Genomic DNA, 19,359 nt, shown 5'->3' with positions numbered 1-19,359 from the left:
AAATGGAATGGAAGTAGAGCCGTTTTGGTCAAAATATAGTTTATCCTTGCTAACTACCTAATTTCCATCTCTTCAATGTAAAATTCCCTTTTTCCTTGCTTCCTTCAGCCAAATTGGGAACTCATTTAGAAGACGATTATATAGCTCTTCATCTGATATTTTATCTAAATCATCTAAGGCAAAAAAATTAGCATTATCAACTTTTCGTCCCGGCAAATTATCCAACTTTCGAAGAACTCCATAATTCGCATTTCCTAGCCCAACAAATTGCCAGAATAGATTTTGTTTAGAAGCATCCACTAATATTTTTGAAATCTCTTTATCTTTATATATTCCACCATCGCTGAAAAATATTATATATGCTGGCATATCTTTTCTTGGTTCATTTTTTACATAATGATGGATAATATCCTTCATAACAGGAGGCTCATTATTATCCATACCTAGACCACCTAATATTTTGGGTCCAGGATATGTTTGTTTAATATAATCCTCAAAATCTCTCTCTGTTACACTTTTCGCTTTCATAAATTTAGACCCAAAGAACCAAACATCTAATTCGCCATTATCGTCCATACAGGCAGCGACGGCTAGCACACGCTCAAAAGCACGTTGAATGGTACCATTTCGATATAGCTGTGTCATAGAGCCTGATGCATCAAAAACAACTGCTACACGTGATTTCTCATATGCAATTTTCTTCTTTTCCAACGAAATTGAAACTTTTCTTTTCAGTAAATCAATTTTTGTTAAATTAACTTCTTGAACAGGTTCACTGTGAGGAACAGATGGAGCTTCATGCACTTCAGGCTCTTCAATCTCCACTCCATACGATTCAGCTAAAGGCTTTAACCCACCATTAAATCCTCTACCAATCGCTCGGAATTTAAATTTTGTTTGGTGTCGATATACTTCTGCAAGAACCAATGCCCTTTCTTCAGTAGCATCATCGATTTGATAACAAACTTCTCCGTGCGTTCCCTTTACAGTGATACTTAGCCCTTGAACTGTATCAAATGCTGAATTTCCTTCTAATGTTGCTGTAAAAAAACAATGCTGTATAGTGGGTGAAAGCTTCTCTAACTGAATAGTAAAAACCACTTTATTCATGTCATTTTCTTTCAACAAAACACTTCGTTCTGGATCTGTTTCTTGGTTATAAAATATCATATAATCATCTGATGGAACTTTACCATTAGCAGCTACCAAAAAAGAACTAACATCTAATACAGACGTAGAGTCCCATCGCACTTCCACGGTGATACTACCACTCTCTGAAAGAATCGTATTACCACCTTTTTGTAGAGAAACAATGTTAGCCATATCAAAACCCCTTTATACTGTTATTATCCCATCCCTAAATCTATGTATATTTTCAAATTTTATATAGTTCTAGCCTACTTATAATCATTTATTGGTCCTTTATCCATTATAACTTCTACCATATTTGAAGACCCCATCCTAAGTTTCGGTCTACGCTCTGAATTTGGTGTACTATAAAGCTCTAATGGGCTGATAATAACTCCATCTTGCGTATTATGAAGTATTCCGGGAACACAGGAATAAATTCTATCATTATTATTTGCATTCTTGGCGAATATTGTAACGGAGGTTCCATTATGATTGTCTATACTTATGGAAACCTTGTATCTGTAGAATGAGCCTGTGCCATTTGACTGAGCAGAGTAAACCACAGGAACAACTGCAAGAATATTATTATTTAACCTTAATTTGATTACTTCTGTCTTGGTGGATCGACTATCTCTCCCAACATCCCCCATATGTTCGACAGCTCCATTGCCAAAATTCCTCAGTGGAGGTGTTCCTTTCGCCCCAAACATAGCTACATCTATCTGCTTACCATCCTTTGTATAGACTAAAGCATATATATCATAATCTGTACCCGTCTTCCAAGATACTGTAGCTGTAATTTCTGGTGTTTTATCAATGATAACTGGCCTTTGACCTTTATTCAGACTTATCTTACCCTTTACCTTTTCAAGGTTTATCGATGACAATATGTTTTGTCTTTTCTTATTCTCAGGAACAGTTAGGGGTTTATCAGGTTCTTGCGGTGTATGTTTTTTTATAGTTTTAGTATCAGAAGGCTTGTTTTGCTCATCAGGTTCAACCTCAACCCCGTAATTATCACATAACCCTTTAAGCCCAGAATCAAATCCACGCCAGATTGATCTTGCTTTTGTCTGACCATTCCTTAGATATAATTCTAATACTACAATTCCATTTTCATTTGCGAAACTAAATGGGGTTAACTGAATAATAGTATTATCGGAACATATCTCTGCCTTCAAATTTTTCACATTTGAAAATCCTGTACTATTATCCTCTGTAAGAGTTATAGCTATTTTAGTAATACTTTCAGGAACTTTACTCATGTCAAAATTAATTTTATGTACTTTTGTATTGCCTACATTCTCAGATGGTATAAGCGTAGCTACACCAGAAGAACTCTTTGGCTGATTATAAAAAATAATTCCACTATCTCCTTCTACCTTACCTGAGTCAGTTAAAAGGAAAGCTGTTAAGGAAATATCGATCGAATTAGACATTTCGTAGCTAACTGTAACAGTACCTTTTGGAGAACTTAAAACTGTATTTGCTCCCATTTGAAGAAATTGATTCATTTAAACCTCTCCTTACGCCTATCTATTGATAATCTAAGAATTTCATAAAATTACACTCTACATTTTTTGAAATATTATGTATTTTTATAGTATCATAAAATTAGTAAATACAACCAAATACAGAAAGCTATTTCTTGATTTTTAAGTAAAAATACTATAAAAATTTTTCGTTTTAATTTAGTAGATTTAGATATCAAACACTTAAACATAAACAGAGGTAACGAAAAAGTCGCCCCTATTTAGTATTGAAAGGCGACTTTTGATATAATTAACTAGATTCACATGAATTTTTTTCATATAAATTGACTTCATACTAGTAGCAAATATTAACGACAAGCATCGGCTTTATTCGGACTCAGTACTGTTATTGTTTACTACGCCTTTAGGCTCAACCAACATGATATGGCATTCCTTTTTGGCGAAAGGCTTTTGATCGGCCCCTCCCGGAACAATAAACATCTCTCCCTTGGAGATTTTCACCTGACCATCACGAAAATCAATGAACATTTCTCCTTCGATTACAATGAATACCTTATCTGCGCCTTCATGATTGTGCCAGATAAAATCCCCATCAATCTTAATCAACTTAAATAGAAAATCATTTATTTCACCAACGACTTTCGGTGACCAGAGCTCGTTGATTTGAGATAGCTCCTCATTCAGATTAATAGCTTGATAATGCATACTCATCTCTCCTTATTTTTTGATCTTTATGATGCCATTTGTTTTCGGTGATTTTTTCCTCTTACTTATTTAAGACATTCGTTATATTTTGCAAAGCGTATTCGATAGCTAATGGACCACCAGTAATCGCAGATGTGTCCATTAAATGGATATTACCTTTCTTTACAGCATTTAGATTATTCCATACATTACTTTGTTTTAAGCCATTCATTAATTTTTCCTTCTTCGTAATGTCACCTATAAGGAAAATATGATCTGCTTGAACAGTTGAAATTCCTTCAAACGAAGTAAATTCATTATTAGTGCCTTTAAATGTATCATCTGGTGTAAGCCCCAGCCCCTTTTCTTTATCAAACGCAAGTGTATAAACTGGATTTTCTTCACCTAGAACATTAAAAGTTTTTCCATCCCAAGACAAAATAAGTGCTACTGACTCCCCTTGAATGGACTTTAATGCTTTACGCCCATTTGTAATTTCTTTCATCATTTTTTCAATTACATTTTCTGCTTCGTCTTCCTTCCCAATAATCTCGGCTACAGTTCGAAGTCCATATTGCCAATTTTCATAGATGTCCTTGGAATTTAATGTAATGATCGGTGCAACTTTTTCAAGTGAATCATACAATTTTTCCTGATGCTCTGTTGCTAAAATAATATCAGGCTCAGTAGATAGAACTTTTTCAATATTAGGAGACAATTTATCACCTAATTCTTCTGCTGAATCCATTTTTCCATTTAAATAAGATAAAGAAGATAGATACTCTTTATCAGTAGTAGCAGCAGGTGGCTCACCTAATGCAACTAATATTTCAGGATAAAAGTACCATAACGAGACCACTTTTTTTGGCTTTTCTTCGATAACAATTTCTTTACCTAAGGCATCCTTAAATGTTCTTGGCCAATCAGTTGCATCTACATTAACTGCCGATGTAGTTGATTCTTTATTATCAGCAGGTGTTTCATTACAACCTGCTAGTATGCCTGCTAATAATAGCATTGAGATTAGCAGACCTTTAATCTTTAGCATTCAATATTCCTCCACCATAGTATTTTCTTTGGTATGACATTAGTATAGTAAAGGTAATTTTAGAATTGAATGGATGCCTGTTGAAATTAGCATGGATTATTGATGAACTTCTCTCGATATTCAGTAGGAGAAATACCGAATTGTTTCTTGAACACTCTACTAAAATAAAAGGGGTCAGCAATCCCAACAGTTTGCGCAATTTCTTGTACAGGCGCATCACTTGTGAATAGCATTTCTTGTGCCTTGTTTATACGATATTTTAATAAGTATTCTGCGGGTCCCATACCTGCATGTCTTCTAAATACATAAGAAAGTCGATTTCGATTAACGTTATTTTGTTCTGCAAGCGATGCTATTGTAAGGCTTTGATAATAGTATTCATGAATATAATTAGATACCCGTTCGAATAAAGCATGCGATTCATAGTTATTTTGCCTATTAGCAACACATAATAAGGCTTCATTCAATACATCACGAAAAAGCATTTCGGTCTGAAACATCGAAATGCCACCACGCTGATTATACACATGCCAAAGACGCATAATTAATTCGATAAGACGGGGAGATTGTCCTGTTGATAATTCAAAATGCTGATGGGAAAAGCTTGACTCTTCTAGTTCAGAATTGCATATCCTATATTGAACAAGAATATATTCCCAATTGATATTACTGAAATTTTCTTGATCTAGTTTCATATTTGCACCCCCATGCACAACTTTTCCTGGCGAAAAGATATAAGGAGTACCATTAAATTGAAATTGTATCTTCCCTGTAAGCGGAAATACAAATCCAGGAAAGGAATCTGTAAAGTCGGCGTAGGGCACACCTGAATCTCTAGAATATCGATATACTCCTTCTACTTGAAAAGGAGTGTGTGCTAAATGCACTGCTAACTGATTAACGTCGATTTCCATATTGCATACCTCATCTCAATAATAGTGAATCCATCAAAAATCTACCGCTGGAATGCGGAAAGGTGGCAAAAGAACACTCGCCTATTTTCACATTATCGATAATGATTATCATTGTCAATGTAGACAGATCAGAACTACGAGTATCATAAAATGGTTCAAAGCTAAGAGCATTTTGAACAATGTTTTCAAAATCGGTGTTTCCATTAATATTATGAGTATTTTCTTGGAGCAATTTCGCTCATCTTTAACCTTTTTCTTATCAAGTATGGAGATCAGGCATTAGTAGCTTACGAAATCTCATCACATTTATTGCAATTTCCTGAATTTATTCTAAAAAAAGACGATGACAAATTATGCCCGTCATCGTCTTTTCGTTTAATTCTCTGTTAATTGTAATATGCGATACAATAGTATAGCGAACTGTGCACGTGTTAATGGTTCATTCGGATAGAAGTAACCATTATCCCCTAGTACAATGCCTTTTGCGGCTAATGATTTACGTGATGCCGATATGGCTAATGAGATTACTAAATTAAATAAAGATCGCATTTTATTACAATCTTCCCAAGCCATGATGGCTCAGATCAATCAAATGAGCCAAGAGGTTCTGAAGTTATTAGGTAATAATTAAAAAAACAGCACCATTTCTAAAATGTACCCTATAAGATAGACAGTTAAAAAAGTCTCTCCTACTGGGTACTTTTATTTATAATGAACATTACAACTAAATGGAGCAGAACTTATGTCAAAGAAAACTATTTACTGATCAAGAACAAATATTACTCCTGATACATCCTTATGTAAAAGCTGTTAGTGAAAAAGGGACAACTTACACAGATGAATTTAAGGTAATAGCGATTGCGGAATATGAAAAAGGAAAATGTTCACGTGAAATCTTTGAAGATGCAGGCTTCTATATCGAACTGGTAGGGATTCACCGAGCAAAATCAGTTTTAACACGTTGGCAAGCAACCTATGAAGAATAGGGTGTGTTAGGGCTTGAAGATACACGCAAATATCTTACATAGGTGCTATCTTTTAATACTCTTTATTGATAATAATGAGTCATTTGGAATTCCAACCATGTGATTACTTATGATACGGTTCTCCAATCTGAATCTAAATAAGGTTCTTACTGATTTATCCTATAAAATAGGCTTTGAGAATTGTTAAGATAATTCCTATGGAGAACCCGCATATAGCTCCATTCACTCGTATCCATTGCAAATCCTTACCAATGTTATTTTCCATCATATTGATAAGAGTCTCATTATCCAATTTTTCCAGATTTTCTTTAACAAGAACTCCTATTTTTGAATGGTTCTTATCAAGGTAATATAAAATTTGCTTTTGAATCCAATTTTCAATACTTTCCATTTTTTCAGGTGTCTCTTGTATGCTATTTATAAAGTTTTGAATAAATGAAATCACATACCTGTCAATAAATTCTTCATCTTCGACTAGAAGGATCAACTTTTTCTGTAGTTGCTTTAAAATCTCAGTAATTTGATCTACCGGGCTCCAATTGTTTACTAGTGTATTCTTCCAATTATTTATTTCAACCATTAATTCTTCCTTATCTTGTATACTCTCTAACTCTTCACGAATTCGAGAAAGGATCAAATGTCTATATGGATTATCATCTTTTTGTAAAAGAATAATTTTTTTAAGAATGAATGGTTGAAGCATATTTCCTAGCTTTTCCTCATTTATAAAATTTCTAAAAGAACTAATTGCCACCTTTAAAAAGCCATCTGCCTCGATATTATCAAGTAATTGTTTGGCCATTATTCCTATTTTTCGCTTTGTCTCTTCTTTAGACATCCACTTTTCGATTTCAATCAAGATATAATTCAAAGCTTTTTCATCTAATTTTCTGTTTAGTGCTTGAGTAATTATAGATTGAAGAAATTTTTCTACTTTTAAAGTATGAAGATATTCCTTTAACTCCTTTTCAATAAATAGAGCTAATTTTTCTAAATTTACAGAGTTGATTATCTCATTAAGGATCGAACTGATTCTTCTTTTCAAAGTTACTGATGACAATTCTTTCTCAGCAATTTGTATGAGTTTATCTGCAAAATTAATTTGTTTGATTTTCTCTTTAATACTGTCTTTAGTCAACCAATCTTTTTCAAGCATGGAGATAAGACCTATAATCATTCTATCTCGGTTTTTTGGAAGCAATGCGGTATGTGGAATAGGGATGCCCATTGGATGGCGAAAAAGAGCAGTAACAGCAAACCAATCTGCCAGTCCTCCAACAAGCCCTGCCTCAAATCCACCTTGCAATAATCGCCCAGTAAAGGTTTCTTGAAAAGGAATTGTTATAAGAAAACCAGCACTCATAACTCCTAAAGAAATTTTCGCTAAATAATTTGATTTCTTTCCTTTTTTTTTCAATGTAATTAACCTCTTAAATTATTTTTAATACATATTACATTTAATCAGATTTTAAATTTTAGAATATACTTTTATTGATTCTCTTTCCTTGTTACTAAAAATAGCCTTTACTTATGATAAGGTCTCTGATAAATAATCTTTCTTGTAATATGTGCATTGTAAATTATAAAGATTATCTATTAAAGTTTACCTGAAAAATTAAGCTTGTATTCTTCTTTATATTTATTTTTAAATAAAAGTGCTCTTAATAAATTCAGTTCAACTTGAGGATTCACTTCTAAAGAATATCTTATTTTATAGAAGTTCTTATATCCACTGACCTAAATGACATACCGATGAATCGTTTAGACTATTTTAGAAGTAAATCAGAGCTCTACTTCTAAAATCGTTCTATAACTCTTTTCATGAAACCTTCAGCTGCTTTACTCAAATATTTGTCGTTACGATAGAAGATATCAAGTTCCCTCGTTGGTGCATTTTCAATGGGTATTGATCGAATACCTAGCGATTGGAAGTTTTCGATAAGTTGGCTAGGTTGAATAGTAGCACCAATGTCTTTTTGAACGAGTTGAAATAATGATGTAGCCGAGCCAGTTTCCATAACACTATTAATCGTTATTCCTTGTCTATCACACCATTTATCGATTAGGTCACGACCACATTTCCCTTGAGGATACATAACAAGTGGTATATCTACCAACTCTTCTGGTTTGACGCTCTTCCTCTGAGATAAGTCATGATTTTCATTCACAAATAGACTGTACCTCTCCGTATAGAATGGAATACGCTCTAAATAAGAATTTGCTTCTACCTTTAAACCAATGCCAATATCCACTACATTACCTAGCACTTTTGTTAAACTTTCTATTGTCGGAAATACTTGCACTTTCGTGTTGGGGAATTCCTTTCGAAAATCAATTAAAATCTCGGTTAAGCGATAATCAAGATCCGAAGGCAGTATTGCTATGCGCAAATGTCCCTTGTTTAAATCTATCAAATCAGAGATAGCTTTCTTGGCATTTTCTAAATCCTGATGAACTTTTAGAGCATAGTGCTCAAGTAACTCACCAGCTTCCGTTTTCACTGTTTTTTTGCCAATTCGATCGAATAATGGTGCCCCTATTTCCCCCTCTAGGACACGTATCTGCTGACTTAACGTCGGTTGAGAAATCCCCAATTTAAAAGCAGCTTCAGAAAAATGTAACTCCTTACACAGCATAAGGAAGTAATTTAATTGTCTAATTTCCATATCAAATTCTCCTTTTCTATAGCCAAAACCTATTGTTTGTATAGAAAAAATAGTATTGAACTATTATATTTCGAATTTTACAATGAACGTATTAAAAAGGAAAGGAACTTAGGTAGGATACTGTGGTGAAAAATTATTAGAAAAGGAGTTTACAAATATGAAGAACAGATATATTGAATTGATGGAAAAGAGACGTTCAATTTACGCCCTAGGAAAAAATGTAGAACAGACTGAAGAAATACTTCAAGAAACTATTATGGAGGCAATAAAGCATAGTCCAACTGCTTTTAACTCACAAACCTCACGAGCAGTGATTTTATTTAACAAACATCATGATAAATTATGGGACCTAGTCGAAGAAAAGTTACGCTCAATTGTTCCAGCAGAAAACTTTGCCAGAACAGAAGAAAAAATAGAATCTTTCCGTGCAGGCTTCGCGTCCATTTTATTTTTTGAAGACCAAGACGTCATACAACAGTATCAAAATCAATTCTCTCTATACGCAGAACAGTTCCCTATCTGGTCTGAACAAGCAACCGGAATTGCGCAGCATTCTGTATGGATGGCATTAGCACAAGAAAAAATAGGTGCCTCCCTTCAACACTACAATCCACTTATCGATCAAAATGTGAAAGATGAATGGGGAATTCCGGATCATTGGAAATTAACTGCACAAATGCCATTTGGAAGTATTGAAGCAATGCCAAGTGACAAAGAATTTTTGGCAAATGAAGAGCGCTTTAAAGTGTTTCGCTAATATACCTTAAAACTTTAATCCGTGGTAGTTTTCTTTATCCCCCACCTAACTTCGTTGCCTATAGCTAATTTTTGAGGTGGGGGTATTACTGCCCGATCATGCGGGATAAAAGGATTGGAGTCTTCGTAAAATGTCTAAAAAAACAAAAGCTTATTTCGCTGCAACCATGTATGCACTCATCATTGGCTTTTCATTTATGTTCGTAAAACTGAGCCTTGTTGCCGCTTCACCGCTTGATACACTTGCATACCGCTTTTCTATAGCTTTTATTATCGCTACTGCTATTATTGTCTTGAAAAAGATTAGCTTAAACGTGACAAAGAAGGACGCATGGCGGATTCTTCCGTTAGCTTTGGTTTATCCTACTTTGTTTTTCACATTCCAAACGTTCGGCCTAGTATACGCCTCTTCTTCAGAAGCTGGTATTATTCTAGCTACTGTACCAATTTTCACACTGATTTTAGCAGCAATATATTTGAAAGAACATACAGTACCATTACAAAAGGTCTCGGTGTTATTATCAGTCTCAGGTGTCATTTTCATTTTTGTTATGAATGGAGCTGATACAGGTTCACAAAGTATAAAAGGAATTGTCCTTATGTTACTGTCAGCCCTTACTGGTGCTTACAATACCGTTTTAGCACGTAAACTTGTGCAACATTACTCATTTTTCACGATAACTTACGTTATGACATTCTTTGGCTTCATCTTTTTTAACATTGTGGCTATTGGAAATCATATGATAATGAAAACGATGCATCAATTCATCGAACCATTTTCAAGCGGAACGTTTATCATCGCTATTGTTTATCTTGGAGCACTTTCATCTTTAGGAACTTCATTTTTCTCCAATTATGCACTTTCGCAAATTGAAGCGTCAAAAATGAGTGTCTTTAATAATTTAGCAACATTAATTACAATTATTGCTGGCGTCCTTTTCTTAAACGAAACGATTCAATCCTATCATATTTTCGGTACCATCATTATTCTCCTAGGTGTTTTAGGATCAAACTATAATGCTAAGCAAAAAAGTGAAAGAGCCTACGCTATTCCTAGACAAGCAAATGATGAATAACCAGAAGTCCGAAGATAACGTACATTTATCTATGTAAGAAAAGCGTAAGTACCCCTAAAATGCAACATGTTTTTTGCCAATTCCAGCGTGCTTTGGACGAAACATTATATACACTAGATACAATTTCGGAAGCTTTCCACTTATAAGGAATAAATCCTAAAACAGGTTGTTTCAAAAAATGACACAAAGCGAAAACTCACGTATCGTAATTATTGTCGAGACAAATTACGTTAGGAGTTTTCGCTTTGTGTTTTCATTCTAAAAAATTATTTTATTAACGGAACAACTTAAAAGAAAGGCACAAGCTATTACTATGTGAAATATGAGTCAAAACACTCCCCTACTTGTGGAAAGGGCACTGAAAAAGTCGATTTGCATCACAATTTTTGTGGCAAATCGACTTTTTTAAGTTTTCAAATCTAACAAAAGACAAATTTCTAATATACAAAAGTGAATTTTTTTAGTTTTTCAGTGCCCTTAATTAGATAAGATGATTTTTTTTATTTCATCTGTCTACCTAATTGGGAGCATATCAATAATAGCTGTCTGTTTTTCTTAATACGTATTATTAAAACAATAATTACTTTTTAAACAGTTATTTATAGTAGAATTAATAATAACGTTATTGTAAGAAATGGAGTGAATAAAGTTGGGAAGGGAAGAAAAGAAAAGACAAACTAAATTAGCTATAACAAACGCTGCTTTCAAATTATTTTCGGAAAACGGATATGAGTCGACAAAGGTTGAAGATATTGTGAAATTAGCGGGAGTTTCTAAGGGTACTTTTTTTAATTATTTTCCGACAAAAGAGGCAGTCATAGAGGATTTCGAAAAAATTTCAATCTATTCAGAAGCTGAAAAATTAATGAATATTACAAGTCCAGTAGTACCTAAACTACTCTCTTCGTTAATTAATATCGTACATAATTTAAACTATACAAGGTCATTAAGAAGAGCAACTTTAATGGCAACTCTCTCAAGTGCTAATAATTTAAATAATCACATAGATAATATGAATAATCTTCGTGCTTTATTGATTCCAATTTTTAAGCATGGACAAGAAACGGGGGAATTTACACAAAAATTATCCCCTGAAACACTGGCAGACTTAACTATTCAAATGTTTATTGGTGTATTAACCCACTGGTGTCTTGGTGGAGGCGAAGATGATCTTATTACACAACTTATGATGAGTTTTGATGTTTTCTTTAAAGGAATATCTTCATAAAGATCCTGTTCATTTCTAAAGTACTCCTGCGAGAATAGCCTGGGTTATAAAAACTCGCAGGAATGTTGTCAAAGAGAGAATTGGAGACAAGTAGAGAACTAATATATACTCTTCTTATTAAATTTATCGACTAAACTTTGAGAACGTCTATGATTTGTACCAGAGAATAGTAGACTAATAACCGGTAATTTTCGAATAATAAAATACGATATTAAATGGCTAAAGACAATCCCCAATAGTGATGCTAATACGAATTTTATATAGCCTGAAACAGGTACACTAATTAAAATATATTGAATTCCAATTAAAACCGGAATATGAATAATGTAAACACAAAAGGAATTTTTAGCTAGCGTCTCAATCCATTTTGATTTTCTATTTAATTTACGTTGAAATAATTCAATTAAACCAATTGAAAGTCCTGTACATAAAAAGGTATCATAGATTGCATAAATAAGTGAACTACTATCCCATCCACCCCTTGAATATGGTACAAACCCAATGACATTTAAAGCAATTAATAAAACTCCTATAAATAACCATAAATTACCAACGCCTTTAGGGATATTATAAATCCAGTTACTATTAGCAGCTGTTATTCCCAAAACTACAAATGCTAAATATTGAGGAAAGTGTGCATACTCCATTTGGATAAAACCTAGTACACCAATCCATTCATCAATCGAATAACTTGTTCGAACTAAAAAAGTGATTAACGATACGATAATAACAAATATAAAAATATGTTTATGTGTTGGAGAAATTGAAATTTTTGGTAAATTAATATTTTTAAAAAGATTCATTAATAATAGATATATCAGTGAATAAATAAGAAGATGTTCAATAAACCAAAGATGGCCAAAATTTAGGTCTGGCCAAGATGGTCCTGCCCAATTTAATGGTTTTTCACCAAATCCTAGATAAATATTTTTATAGTATTCATATAACGATAGGTTAGGGTAACCACGAAATTCATTATAATAAAAGTACATTATTAAAGGAATCATTACTATAAATCCAAACAATAAAGGTATACCAATTCTCTTCAACCGATCTTTCAAAAAACCTATATTCCCTTTGTGTTTATACGCAAGAGGAATAAAATAAGCAGAAAGAAAAAAATAAAGACTCATATTAAAGGCAGAGTTTATCCCAAAAAAAACGCTCAAGTCAGAATCGACACCCAAATCTCGTACATACCAAAAACCATTTGACCCGCCATAAGGTTGACCTGCATGGTGGACGATTACAGTGCAAGAAAGAAACACTTTTAAAAAATCCATAAAATGAATACGTGTATTAGACAACTTACATTTCCCCTTTTTTTTGGAAATAACCACTAAACTATTTATAATGTTTTTTAGACTCACGGTCAATATTTATCTTATTATTTTATTGATTAAATTTTAGAATATTTATTTTACAATCATTATTTATGACTACGGGTCAATTTATATATGGTTAATTACGTGAAATTTCACTTTAATATAAAATGTTTAGTGCAAAATAAAAAAGGAGCAGAATGGAACTGGAAGTTCTAGCAGTTATGGGTCCGTTAAAACGTAAAAAAATATCATTGTCCGCACCCTTCAAATCTACTAACCTTCTAATTGGCAAAAAAGTCGATTAGGAGGAATGGAAAGGATGCTTACAATGATACAAGTTCATCATATCAAATTTTTGTATGAGGAGAAGGGTTATTCCTTACGGAAAATAGCAAATGAAACGGGACATGATTTTAAAACCGTACAAAAATACGTGGAGCAACAGGATTTTAATCTGAAACTAGAGAAGCGTAAAACCGTGTCAAAAAAAGATAGATGTATATAAAGATGAAATCATGGATTGGCTGATAGCGGACTTAGAAATGCCAAAAAAGCAGCATCATACGGGAAAGCTTGTGTTTGATCGCTTAAAGGAAAAGTGGATCTACATCAAGTTTTTGGACACATCTCGCTTAAGTTTTCTTCTTGGGCAACATCCCGAATGGATTATTCCACATCCCACGTAGCCCGTCAAAGTGAAAAGAGCCATTGACCGCCTACTTGGATGTAGACATCAACTGAACAGGTTGATGCTCGCTTTTATTGTTATTTATTAATTGTAATAACTTATATTCTCCGCAAAACTGGACTTTCTATTTAAATGAACTTAATTTTGGATTATTAGCTCACAATACAGCTGCAAACAATTTACCTTTCTCTATTAATTATGAAGCAAATAAATCACTAATCATATCATTATCAATATGATTAGTGATTTATTCAAAAACCGCACTTACTTATGGTACGGTTCTCTGCAATAAGTATAAGTGCGGTTTTTTTCGCCAACGTTTTATAATAAAGAAAAGGACGGTGATAAGGATGTTAACGAAAGATATACAGCAACAATTGATTGAAACAATTAAGCAGCAGATTAATCCAGATTTTATTATTTTGTTTGGTTCCTTCTCAAAAGGTACTGTGCGTGACGAAAGTGATATTGATCTTGCGTATTTTAGTAAACAACCTTTATCATCTTATGAACGTTTTTTACTGTCTGGCGATTTGGCATTGGTCGCAAATCAGGAAGTAGATTTAATTGATTTAAAACAAATTGATACCGTTTTTACGATGCAAATTTACAAGCAAGGCATACCAATTTATATACATGATGAAAATGAATATACTCGTCAAAAAATGCGTGCCTATAGTATGTATGCTACATTAAGCGAGCAGCGTGCCCCGATAATTGAAGCGATTAAAGAAAGAGGAAGTGTTTTCGGCGATGAATGATGTGCTATTAAGTAAAACAACGACTATCGAACGCTGTATAAATCGGATTCATGAAGTTTATGCGGGAAATCCTAATAATTTAAAGGATTATACAAAGCAAGATAATATCATTTTAAATATTCAATGCGCTTGTGAGGCGAGTATTGATTTGGCATGCACATAGTAAGTGAACGAAAATTAGGCGTCCCGAAAGCAAGTCGTGAAGGGTTTAAGCTGTTACAGGAAGCGAAAACATTAATGAATATGGTTGGTTTCCGCAACATCGCACAACATACTACCAAGCACTTCAACTTGATATATTAGAAGCGATTTTAGAACAAATGAAATTGAACTGAATGGACCAATTTCCGCTTTAGACGATTCTTTTCATATGAATTTACGTGAAGCAAATGAACAACTCCAAAAGCTTCTTGAAAAACTAGAAAACGAAGGAATCTAAATGAATCCCCTCGTTTTTATTAAGTTACACTCTACCTCTCCCAAATTAATGTCATCTGTTGTAAAATTTCTTCCCATGTCTGCTCCTTTTCTTTCGTTATTTTATCAAGATCAAATTCCCCATAATATACTGCATCAACCGTTTTACTACCGTCTACTAACTTTAATCGTTCCGGTCCAACTCTTTTTTCCTCTCGTAAAAAGTTGCTATTTGGGGAATGGGCAATTGTTTCAACATAATAAATTAAGCTAATTCTTTTCTTTTCTCCATCTATTTCAACTTCTAAAGGGTGTGTCATATGCGATCCTGCATGACTTTCTCCAAAATAATTTAAAACAAGCGTTCCTTCTGCCGTTTCTTCAATTTCAAATAAATCTGTTGCATATGGAATTGGCTTTTCGTAATAAAATATAAATGAAAATATTGCAAACCCTAATATGATGGTCGATAAAACAGAACTAAAAATAAGAATCCATTTTTTTCTATTCCACCGTTTATTAAGCTGGCTGAATAAAGTTGCTTTATTTTCAATTGGTACATAAAGTGTTCCCTTCATTTGCTCATATTCATTTTTACAACTCTCACACGTTAGTAAATGCTCATTAACTAACGATTTTGTATCATCACTTACTACCTCATCTACAAAAAGTGGCAACAGATCTTGAATAATTGAACATTTAATTTCCTTCATCTTGTTTCGCCTCCATATACGCCATTATTTTCTTTTTCGCACGATAATACGTTACTCTAGCCCAGCCATCACTTTTTCCAAAAAGATGCCCAATTGTCTCAAAAGAAAGTTCACCAAATGTTCGAAGGGAGAAAACTTCTTTATATGGTTCTTCCATTGCGTGTAAAAATCTATGAATCATCAACGCTCGTTCTTCATTCATCAAATAATCTACAAGTTGAACATCCTTCTGCGGTGAATTTTCTTCCATATTTATCTCACGTTGTTGCTTTTTATACTGAGTAAAATATGTATTCTTAGCGATTGTAAAAAGCCATGCCCTTACATCTTTTTTACCATCAAATTGATGAAATGATTTCAGTGCCTTAAAAAAGGTCTCTTGTGTAATTTCTTCTGCTATATCCTTGTCAGATACTAAAGATTTTGTATATAAGTAAACATCCTGAAAATATGCTTTGTAAATTTCCCCAAAATTCAATTTCTCCCCTCCTTCACTTAAATAACTAACGAAATAATAAAACGTTACAAGATTTTCAAAAAAAAAATAGACATATTCATTTTATCTGAATATGCCTAAGTATTAATTACACATTTTTTTAAAATTTCTAGGACAAAACCGCACTTACTTATGATACGGTTCACCGTAAACGTTCTAAGTGCGGTTCAAATAAATTGCCCTATAAATTCAACATAGTCGAATATATAGATTTAACTTTTACAAGCCCTCTTATTTTTACTTTTGAAAATAGTGGACCCCTTTATATTTATATAAAATAAAATCATTACGAAGATACTCATAATTGATTTTGTGCAATATGTTCTTTACGTAACCACAGATGCTTCCCTTGTTCTAAAAACAAAATGTTACAAGCCAGGCGTATTGTTAAAATGTAGTGAGTACTTTCTTAATATAACTTTTCAAAAGTTGCAGCAACTTCAGGATTTTTTTCTCTTATACTATCTCCATATTCTTTAAGTTTGTTAATTAAATTATCACCTTTTAATTTATGTTCACCTTTCTCAAGTATTATCTGTACACAATATTCTATTAATTCACGATTATTTTTAATTAAATCCATAATTTGATTAATATATTCTTCCCTTGAAAAAGTGAACTCCGCTTCAATTAAATCTTCCAGTGATTCTTTGAACATTTTCATCGATTTCAGAAGTCTCGATCGATTTGAAAAAAGAATTGCACTTGATTTAGAAACTTCAATAGCTTTAGAAAAATTGTGGAATGCTTTCTGATAAAAGTTCTGCTTTAAATTTTCCGATTTTTCAATATCACCAAGTAAATTATAAACAATCGCACTGTTGTTATAATCATGTAAATTTAGCTCATTCTCATTTGCTTTAACTATATATTTTTCGAAATTTTCTCTAGCTTTTTTATAATAATCTATTTTTTCGATTTCCTTTATCTTTGCTTCTCTAGCATAATCAAAATATAAATTAGCCAAGTATCTATAATTTTTCACAAAAATAATATTTCTACCTGCTACAGCCATCCCCTTTTCATAGTATTCTATAGCCTTTTCGTAACTATCCTTACTTCGATATATTTCTGATATTTTAAAAAACAAATTATAATCGATATTATCATGATTCATTAATGTTTCCTCAATATCATTGATTTCAGAAGTTCCGTTTCCATCATTTTCATTTATTAAATCAACTAACTGTTGGAATAATAAATATATTTTTTCTTCATTTACCGTCTCAGGTATTAGGTTTACCATACCATCTTCTGAAATGATAACAATAACACATTTTTTATCTAATTCTTTGAGTTTTTCTAAATATCGATATGCAGAATTGTATCTTGCCCCTCTACTAGCATCTCCTATATTTTCTTTGGCTATTCCATCTAATATCACACCGATTGCATGACACTTACCGTAAATATCAAAATATATTGCTCCATCGATAGACGTAAGAAATTTAATATATTCTGGGATAATTTCTGCAGATTCTATCAAAATGGACTGTTTTTTAAGTGTTTTCAGTTCAGAAACAGCAGTATCATAATCAGTAATTACTACCATAGTCCCGTGTTTCTGTTCTCTAGCGTGCACCACTACTTGTTCAAGGTAATCAATTACATCCTCACTTATATTTAATTCCTCGTCGAAATACTCGGATTTGAGAAGTCTTTTAAACTTTTCACTTGTATAGCCTTCTCCTTCAATAATAGGGCTTTTAAAAGATAATTTAATAAGACTCTTATCCAGAATTTCTAAATTTTTATTTGTCTTGTATATTTTTTTCCCGCTTTCACTCACTAAACTTCCTAAAGTAGATTCAGTTTCTTTTGTTGTTATAAGGTAAAGATTATATTTAGATAACCCTCTAAAATCAATCTTAAACAAAATAGAGTCATTTAATTTACTCCAATTTATTTTGCCTAAACCATAAATCATTTCATGATCAGAAATTAAATAAAGATCCTTTTCATTATTGGTCAATTCAAGTAATTTTCTAATCAGCTTAGCATCATTTAATGCAATTAAATCATCATATTGAAACTTTATAGTAAAATCAATAGGGTTTACATCGTTTTTTAAAACACTACGATTAAGAAATAAAATGGACCCAAAGGGACTATAGCCCTCGTATGTCTGATTTGAAATATCATCTATTTTTTCTAATAAATTATTAATATAATATTGATTGTTCAATTTATTATCAAAGATATGTTGTATTTCTTTAAGCTTACTCTTTTCTTGCAAAATTTCTTGTAATTTTCCAAAATAAAGACGAATCATCCTTCTATTATATTGAATACTGTCTTCGTTATATTTTTTATTGATTGTATAATTTTTACCTATTTTTAACGTGTGATTTTGATTCTCAACAAAGTAATCAATAAAATAATAATCTAAAACCATTCTTAAAAAACTTAAAATTGGTCTATTGTAAAATAAATCTATTGTTTCAAAATCTACATTTCTTATTTCAATTAGATAATTTACAGTGTCAATTACTTTGTCTCTCTTAATACTAAAACTATTCATATACAAAATTCTTGAATTATCTTCATGAATATACACTAATCTTTTATTAACGTCTTCATCATTATTTAAATCTTCATTATCCTGGGATTCATTTAATATAATTTTTGAATTATCTTTTGGGCTCAAAAATTTTTGTTGATTGCAATAGTTAAAAAATTCAGTTTTAATTTCTTTTCCTTTAAAAGTAACATCTAAGCCCAATTCATTATATAAATACGTCAATTCATTGAGATTATCCTGGCTAATCTCTGTCTCATTATTATTTATTGATAGCGTTTTTTTCACTCTTAGTATTTCTTTACAACTATCATTATTATCTAATACTATAGAATAAAGCTTTAAGTCCAGTTTTTTATCCAATGTTTTTAGTATTTCATTAAGTTGAATGTATACTAGTTGATTTAAAGTTTTTATACTTTTAAAATACGAAGACATTTTAATTCACCCACTTCTCCC

18 protein-coding genes and 2 pseudogenes are annotated in these 19,359 nt (G+C 32.3%); 8 read left to right on the top strand and 12 right to left on the bottom strand.

Annotation, left to right across the window (positions count from 1 at the left end; all coding sequences use genetic code 11):
- Positions 1 to 72 precede the first annotated feature (72 nt).
- The 6 genes from AC3WOM_RS05910 to AC3WOM_RS05885 all read right to left on the bottom strand — a co-directional run bounded on the left by AC3WOM_RS05910 (position 73) and on the right by AC3WOM_RS05885 (position 5,819).
- Positions 73 to 1,323 carry a vWA domain-containing protein gene (locus AC3WOM_RS05910; protein ID WP_492445585.1) on the bottom strand — a complete coding sequence of 417 codons (1,251 nt, stop codon included), beginning with the start codon at positions 1,321 to 1,323 and terminating at the stop codon, positions 73 to 75.
- Positions 1,324 to 1,397: 74 nt separating this feature from the next.
- A complete protein-coding gene (locus AC3WOM_RS05905) occupies positions 1,398 to 2,645 on the bottom strand; it encodes a TerD family protein (RefSeq protein ID WP_492445583.1) in 1,248 nt (415 codons plus the stop codon).
- Between the two features lie 345 nt (positions 2,646 to 2,990).
- Positions 2,991 to 3,329 carry a cupin domain-containing protein gene (locus tag AC3WOM_RS05900; RefSeq protein ID WP_492445581.1) on the bottom strand — a complete coding sequence of 113 codons (339 nt, stop codon included), beginning with the start codon at positions 3,327 to 3,329 and terminating at the stop codon, positions 2,991 to 2,993.
- A 61-nt stretch (positions 3,330 to 3,390) separates the two neighbouring features.
- Positions 3,391 to 4,356, bottom strand: a complete 966-nt coding sequence (locus AC3WOM_RS05895) for an ABC transporter substrate-binding protein (RefSeq protein WP_492445580.1) — start codon at positions 4,354 to 4,356, stop codon at positions 3,391 to 3,393.
- Positions 4,357 to 4,442: 86 nt separating this feature from the next.
- Positions 4,443 to 5,270 (bottom strand): helix-turn-helix transcriptional regulator, encoded by an 828-nt coding sequence (locus tag AC3WOM_RS05890; RefSeq protein ID WP_492445579.1) that lies wholly within the window; start codon positions 5,268 to 5,270, stop codon positions 4,443 to 4,445.
- Positions 5,271 to 5,645: 375 nt separating this feature from the next.
- A complete protein-coding gene (locus AC3WOM_RS05885; protein ID WP_492445577.1) occupies positions 5,646 to 5,819 on the bottom strand; it encodes an S-layer homology domain-containing protein in 174 nt (57 codons plus the stop codon).
- On the opposite strand from AC3WOM_RS05885, the gene AC3WOM_RS05880 reads away from it, so the two are divergent.
- Positions 5,746 to 5,901, top strand: coding sequence for a flagellin (locus AC3WOM_RS05880; RefSeq protein ID WP_492445575.1), 156 nt, complete (start codon positions 5,746 to 5,748; stop codon positions 5,899 to 5,901). The genes AC3WOM_RS05885 and AC3WOM_RS05880 overlap by 74 nt on opposite strands.
- 145 nt (positions 5,902 to 6,046) lie before the next feature.
- A pseudogene (locus AC3WOM_RS05875) lies at positions 6,047 to 6,194 on the top strand (IS3 family transposase); the annotation flags it as partial.
- A gap of 216 nt (positions 6,195 to 6,410) precedes the next feature.
- On the opposite strand, the gene AC3WOM_RS05870 reads toward AC3WOM_RS05875, so the two are convergent.
- The gene (locus AC3WOM_RS05870; RefSeq protein WP_492445624.1) at positions 6,411 to 7,619 is read right to left on the bottom strand and encodes a DUF445 domain-containing protein; all 1,209 of its coding nucleotides are present in this window, start codon (positions 7,617 to 7,619) and stop codon (positions 6,411 to 6,413) included.
- A gap of 433 nt (positions 7,620 to 8,052) precedes the next feature.
- The gene (locus AC3WOM_RS05865; RefSeq protein WP_492445573.1) at positions 8,053 to 8,922 is read right to left on the bottom strand and encodes a LysR substrate-binding domain-containing protein; all 870 of its coding nucleotides are present in this window, start codon (positions 8,920 to 8,922) and stop codon (positions 8,053 to 8,055) included.
- A 157-nt stretch (positions 8,923 to 9,079) separates the two neighbouring features.
- Between AC3WOM_RS05865 and AC3WOM_RS05860 the strand changes: the two genes are divergently transcribed.
- The 3 genes from AC3WOM_RS05860 to AC3WOM_RS05850 all read left to right on the top strand — a co-directional run bounded on the left by AC3WOM_RS05860 (position 9,080) and on the right by AC3WOM_RS05850 (position 11,982).
- Positions 9,080 to 9,679, top strand: coding sequence for a nitroreductase family protein (locus AC3WOM_RS05860; RefSeq protein ID WP_492445571.1), 600 nt, complete (start codon positions 9,080 to 9,082; stop codon positions 9,677 to 9,679).
- A gap of 130 nt (positions 9,680 to 9,809) precedes the next feature.
- The gene (locus AC3WOM_RS05855) at positions 9,810 to 10,754 is read left to right on the top strand and encodes a DMT family transporter (RefSeq protein WP_492445569.1); all 945 of its coding nucleotides are present in this window, start codon (positions 9,810 to 9,812) and stop codon (positions 10,752 to 10,754) included.
- Between the two features lie 649 nt (positions 10,755 to 11,403).
- On the top strand, positions 11,404 to 11,982 hold the full coding sequence (locus AC3WOM_RS05850) for a TetR/AcrR family transcriptional regulator (RefSeq protein WP_492445567.1): 579 nt from the start codon (positions 11,404 to 11,406) through the stop codon (positions 11,980 to 11,982).
- A 98-nt stretch (positions 11,983 to 12,080) separates the two neighbouring features.
- Here the strand turns inward: AC3WOM_RS05850 and AC3WOM_RS05845 are convergent, their stop codons facing one another.
- On the bottom strand, positions 12,081 to 13,289 hold the full coding sequence (locus tag AC3WOM_RS05845; protein ID WP_492445566.1) for an acyltransferase family protein: 1,209 nt from the start codon (positions 13,287 to 13,289) through the stop codon (positions 12,081 to 12,083).
- 337 nt (positions 13,290 to 13,626) lie between these two features.
- Between AC3WOM_RS05845 and AC3WOM_RS05840 the strand changes: the two genes are divergently transcribed.
- From AC3WOM_RS05840 to hepT, 3 genes and pseudogenes are all read left to right on the top strand, one after another.
- The gene (locus AC3WOM_RS05840) at positions 13,627 to 13,812 is read left to right on the top strand and encodes a hypothetical protein (protein ID WP_492445565.1); all 186 of its coding nucleotides are present in this window, start codon (positions 13,627 to 13,629) and stop codon (positions 13,810 to 13,812) included.
- A gap of 533 nt (positions 13,813 to 14,345) precedes the next feature.
- The gene (mntA, locus tag AC3WOM_RS05835; RefSeq protein ID WP_492445563.1) at positions 14,346 to 14,756 is read left to right on the top strand and encodes a type VII toxin-antitoxin system MntA family adenylyltransferase antitoxin; all 411 of its coding nucleotides are present in this window, start codon (positions 14,346 to 14,348) and stop codon (positions 14,754 to 14,756) included.
- Positions 14,749 to 15,091 (top strand): annotated as a pseudogene (hepT, locus tag AC3WOM_RS05830) (type VII toxin-antitoxin system HepT family RNase toxin). The gene mntA and the pseudogene hepT overlap by 8 nt, the downstream one beginning before the upstream one ends.
- A gap of 135 nt (positions 15,092 to 15,226) precedes the next feature.
- Here the strand turns inward: hepT and AC3WOM_RS05825 are convergent.
- The 3 genes from AC3WOM_RS05825 to AC3WOM_RS05815 form a co-directional block, all read right to left on the bottom strand.
- Complete coding sequence (locus AC3WOM_RS05825; protein WP_492445561.1) at positions 15,227 to 15,886, bottom strand: zf-HC2 domain-containing protein; 660 nt, start codon at positions 15,884 to 15,886, stop codon at positions 15,227 to 15,229.
- Positions 15,873 to 16,364: an RNA polymerase sigma factor gene (locus tag AC3WOM_RS05820; RefSeq protein ID WP_492445559.1), complete on the bottom strand. Its 492-nt coding sequence runs from the start codon at positions 16,362 to 16,364 to the stop codon at positions 15,873 to 15,875. Before AC3WOM_RS05820 ends, AC3WOM_RS05825 begins: the two co-directional genes overlap by 14 nt.
- Before the next feature lie 427 nt (positions 16,365 to 16,791).
- Entirely contained in the window at positions 16,792 to 19,338 is a 2,547-nt protein-coding gene (locus AC3WOM_RS05815) for a tetratricopeptide repeat protein (RefSeq protein ID WP_492445557.1), read from the bottom strand.
- Between the last annotated feature and the right edge of the window lie 21 nt (positions 19,339 to 19,359).

It is taken from the genome of Lysinibacillus sp. FW301-JW8, from assembly GCF_058788755.1.
Note: the sequence above shows the minus strand (reverse complement) of the source record. Positions and strands in the feature narration are given on the sequence as shown.

What these genes read in the sequence shown, in the direction of transcription:
- AC3WOM_RS05910 (WP_492445585.1), bottom strand. Translation starts at nt 1,323, where the DNA reads ATGGCTAACATTGTTTCTCTACAAAAAGGTGGTAATACGATTCTTTCA.
- AC3WOM_RS05905 (WP_492445583.1), bottom strand. Translation starts at nt 2,645, where the DNA reads ATGAATCAATTTCTTCAAATGGGAGCAAATACAGTTTTAAGTTCTCCA.
- AC3WOM_RS05900 (WP_492445581.1), bottom strand. Translation starts at nt 3,329, where the DNA reads ATGCATTATCAAGCTATTAATCTGAATGAGGAGCTATCTCAAATCAAC.
- AC3WOM_RS05895 (WP_492445580.1), bottom strand. Translation starts at nt 4,356, where the DNA reads ATGCTAAAGATTAAAGGTCTGCTAATCTCAATGCTATTATTAGCAGGC.
- AC3WOM_RS05890 (WP_492445579.1), bottom strand. Translation starts at nt 5,270, where the DNA reads ATGGAAATCGACGTTAATCAGTTAGCAGTGCATTTAGCACACACTCCT.
- AC3WOM_RS05880 (WP_492445575.1), top strand. Translation starts at nt 5,746, where the DNA reads ATGCCTTTTGCGGCTAATGATTTACGTGATGCCGATATGGCTAATGAG.
- AC3WOM_RS05885 (WP_492445577.1), bottom strand. Translation starts at nt 5,819, where the DNA reads ATGCGATCTTTATTTAATTTAGTAATCTCATTAGCCATATCGGCATCA.
- AC3WOM_RS05870 (WP_492445624.1), bottom strand. Translation starts at nt 7,619, where the DNA reads ATGAGTGCTGGTTTTCTTATAACAATTCCTTTTCAAGAAACCTTTACT.
- AC3WOM_RS05865 (WP_492445573.1), bottom strand. Translation starts at nt 8,922, where the DNA reads ATGGAAATTAGACAATTAAATTACTTCCTTATGCTGTGTAAGGAGTTA.
- AC3WOM_RS05860 (WP_492445571.1), top strand. Translation starts at nt 9,080, where the DNA reads ATGAAGAACAGATATATTGAATTGATGGAAAAGAGACGTTCAATTTAC.
- AC3WOM_RS05855 (WP_492445569.1), top strand. Translation starts at nt 9,810, where the DNA reads ATGTCTAAAAAAACAAAAGCTTATTTCGCTGCAACCATGTATGCACTC.
- AC3WOM_RS05840 (WP_492445565.1), top strand. Translation starts at nt 13,627, where the DNA reads ATGCTTACAATGATACAAGTTCATCATATCAAATTTTTGTATGAGGAG.
- mntA (WP_492445563.1), top strand. Translation starts at nt 14,346, where the DNA reads ATGTTAACGAAAGATATACAGCAACAATTGATTGAAACAATTAAGCAG.
- AC3WOM_RS05825 (WP_492445561.1), bottom strand. Translation starts at nt 15,886, where the DNA reads ATGAAGGAAATTAAATGTTCAATTATTCAAGATCTGTTGCCACTTTTT.
- AC3WOM_RS05815 (WP_492445557.1), bottom strand. Translation starts at nt 19,338, where the DNA reads ATGTCTTCGTATTTTAAAAGTATAAAAACTTTAAATCAACTAGTATAC.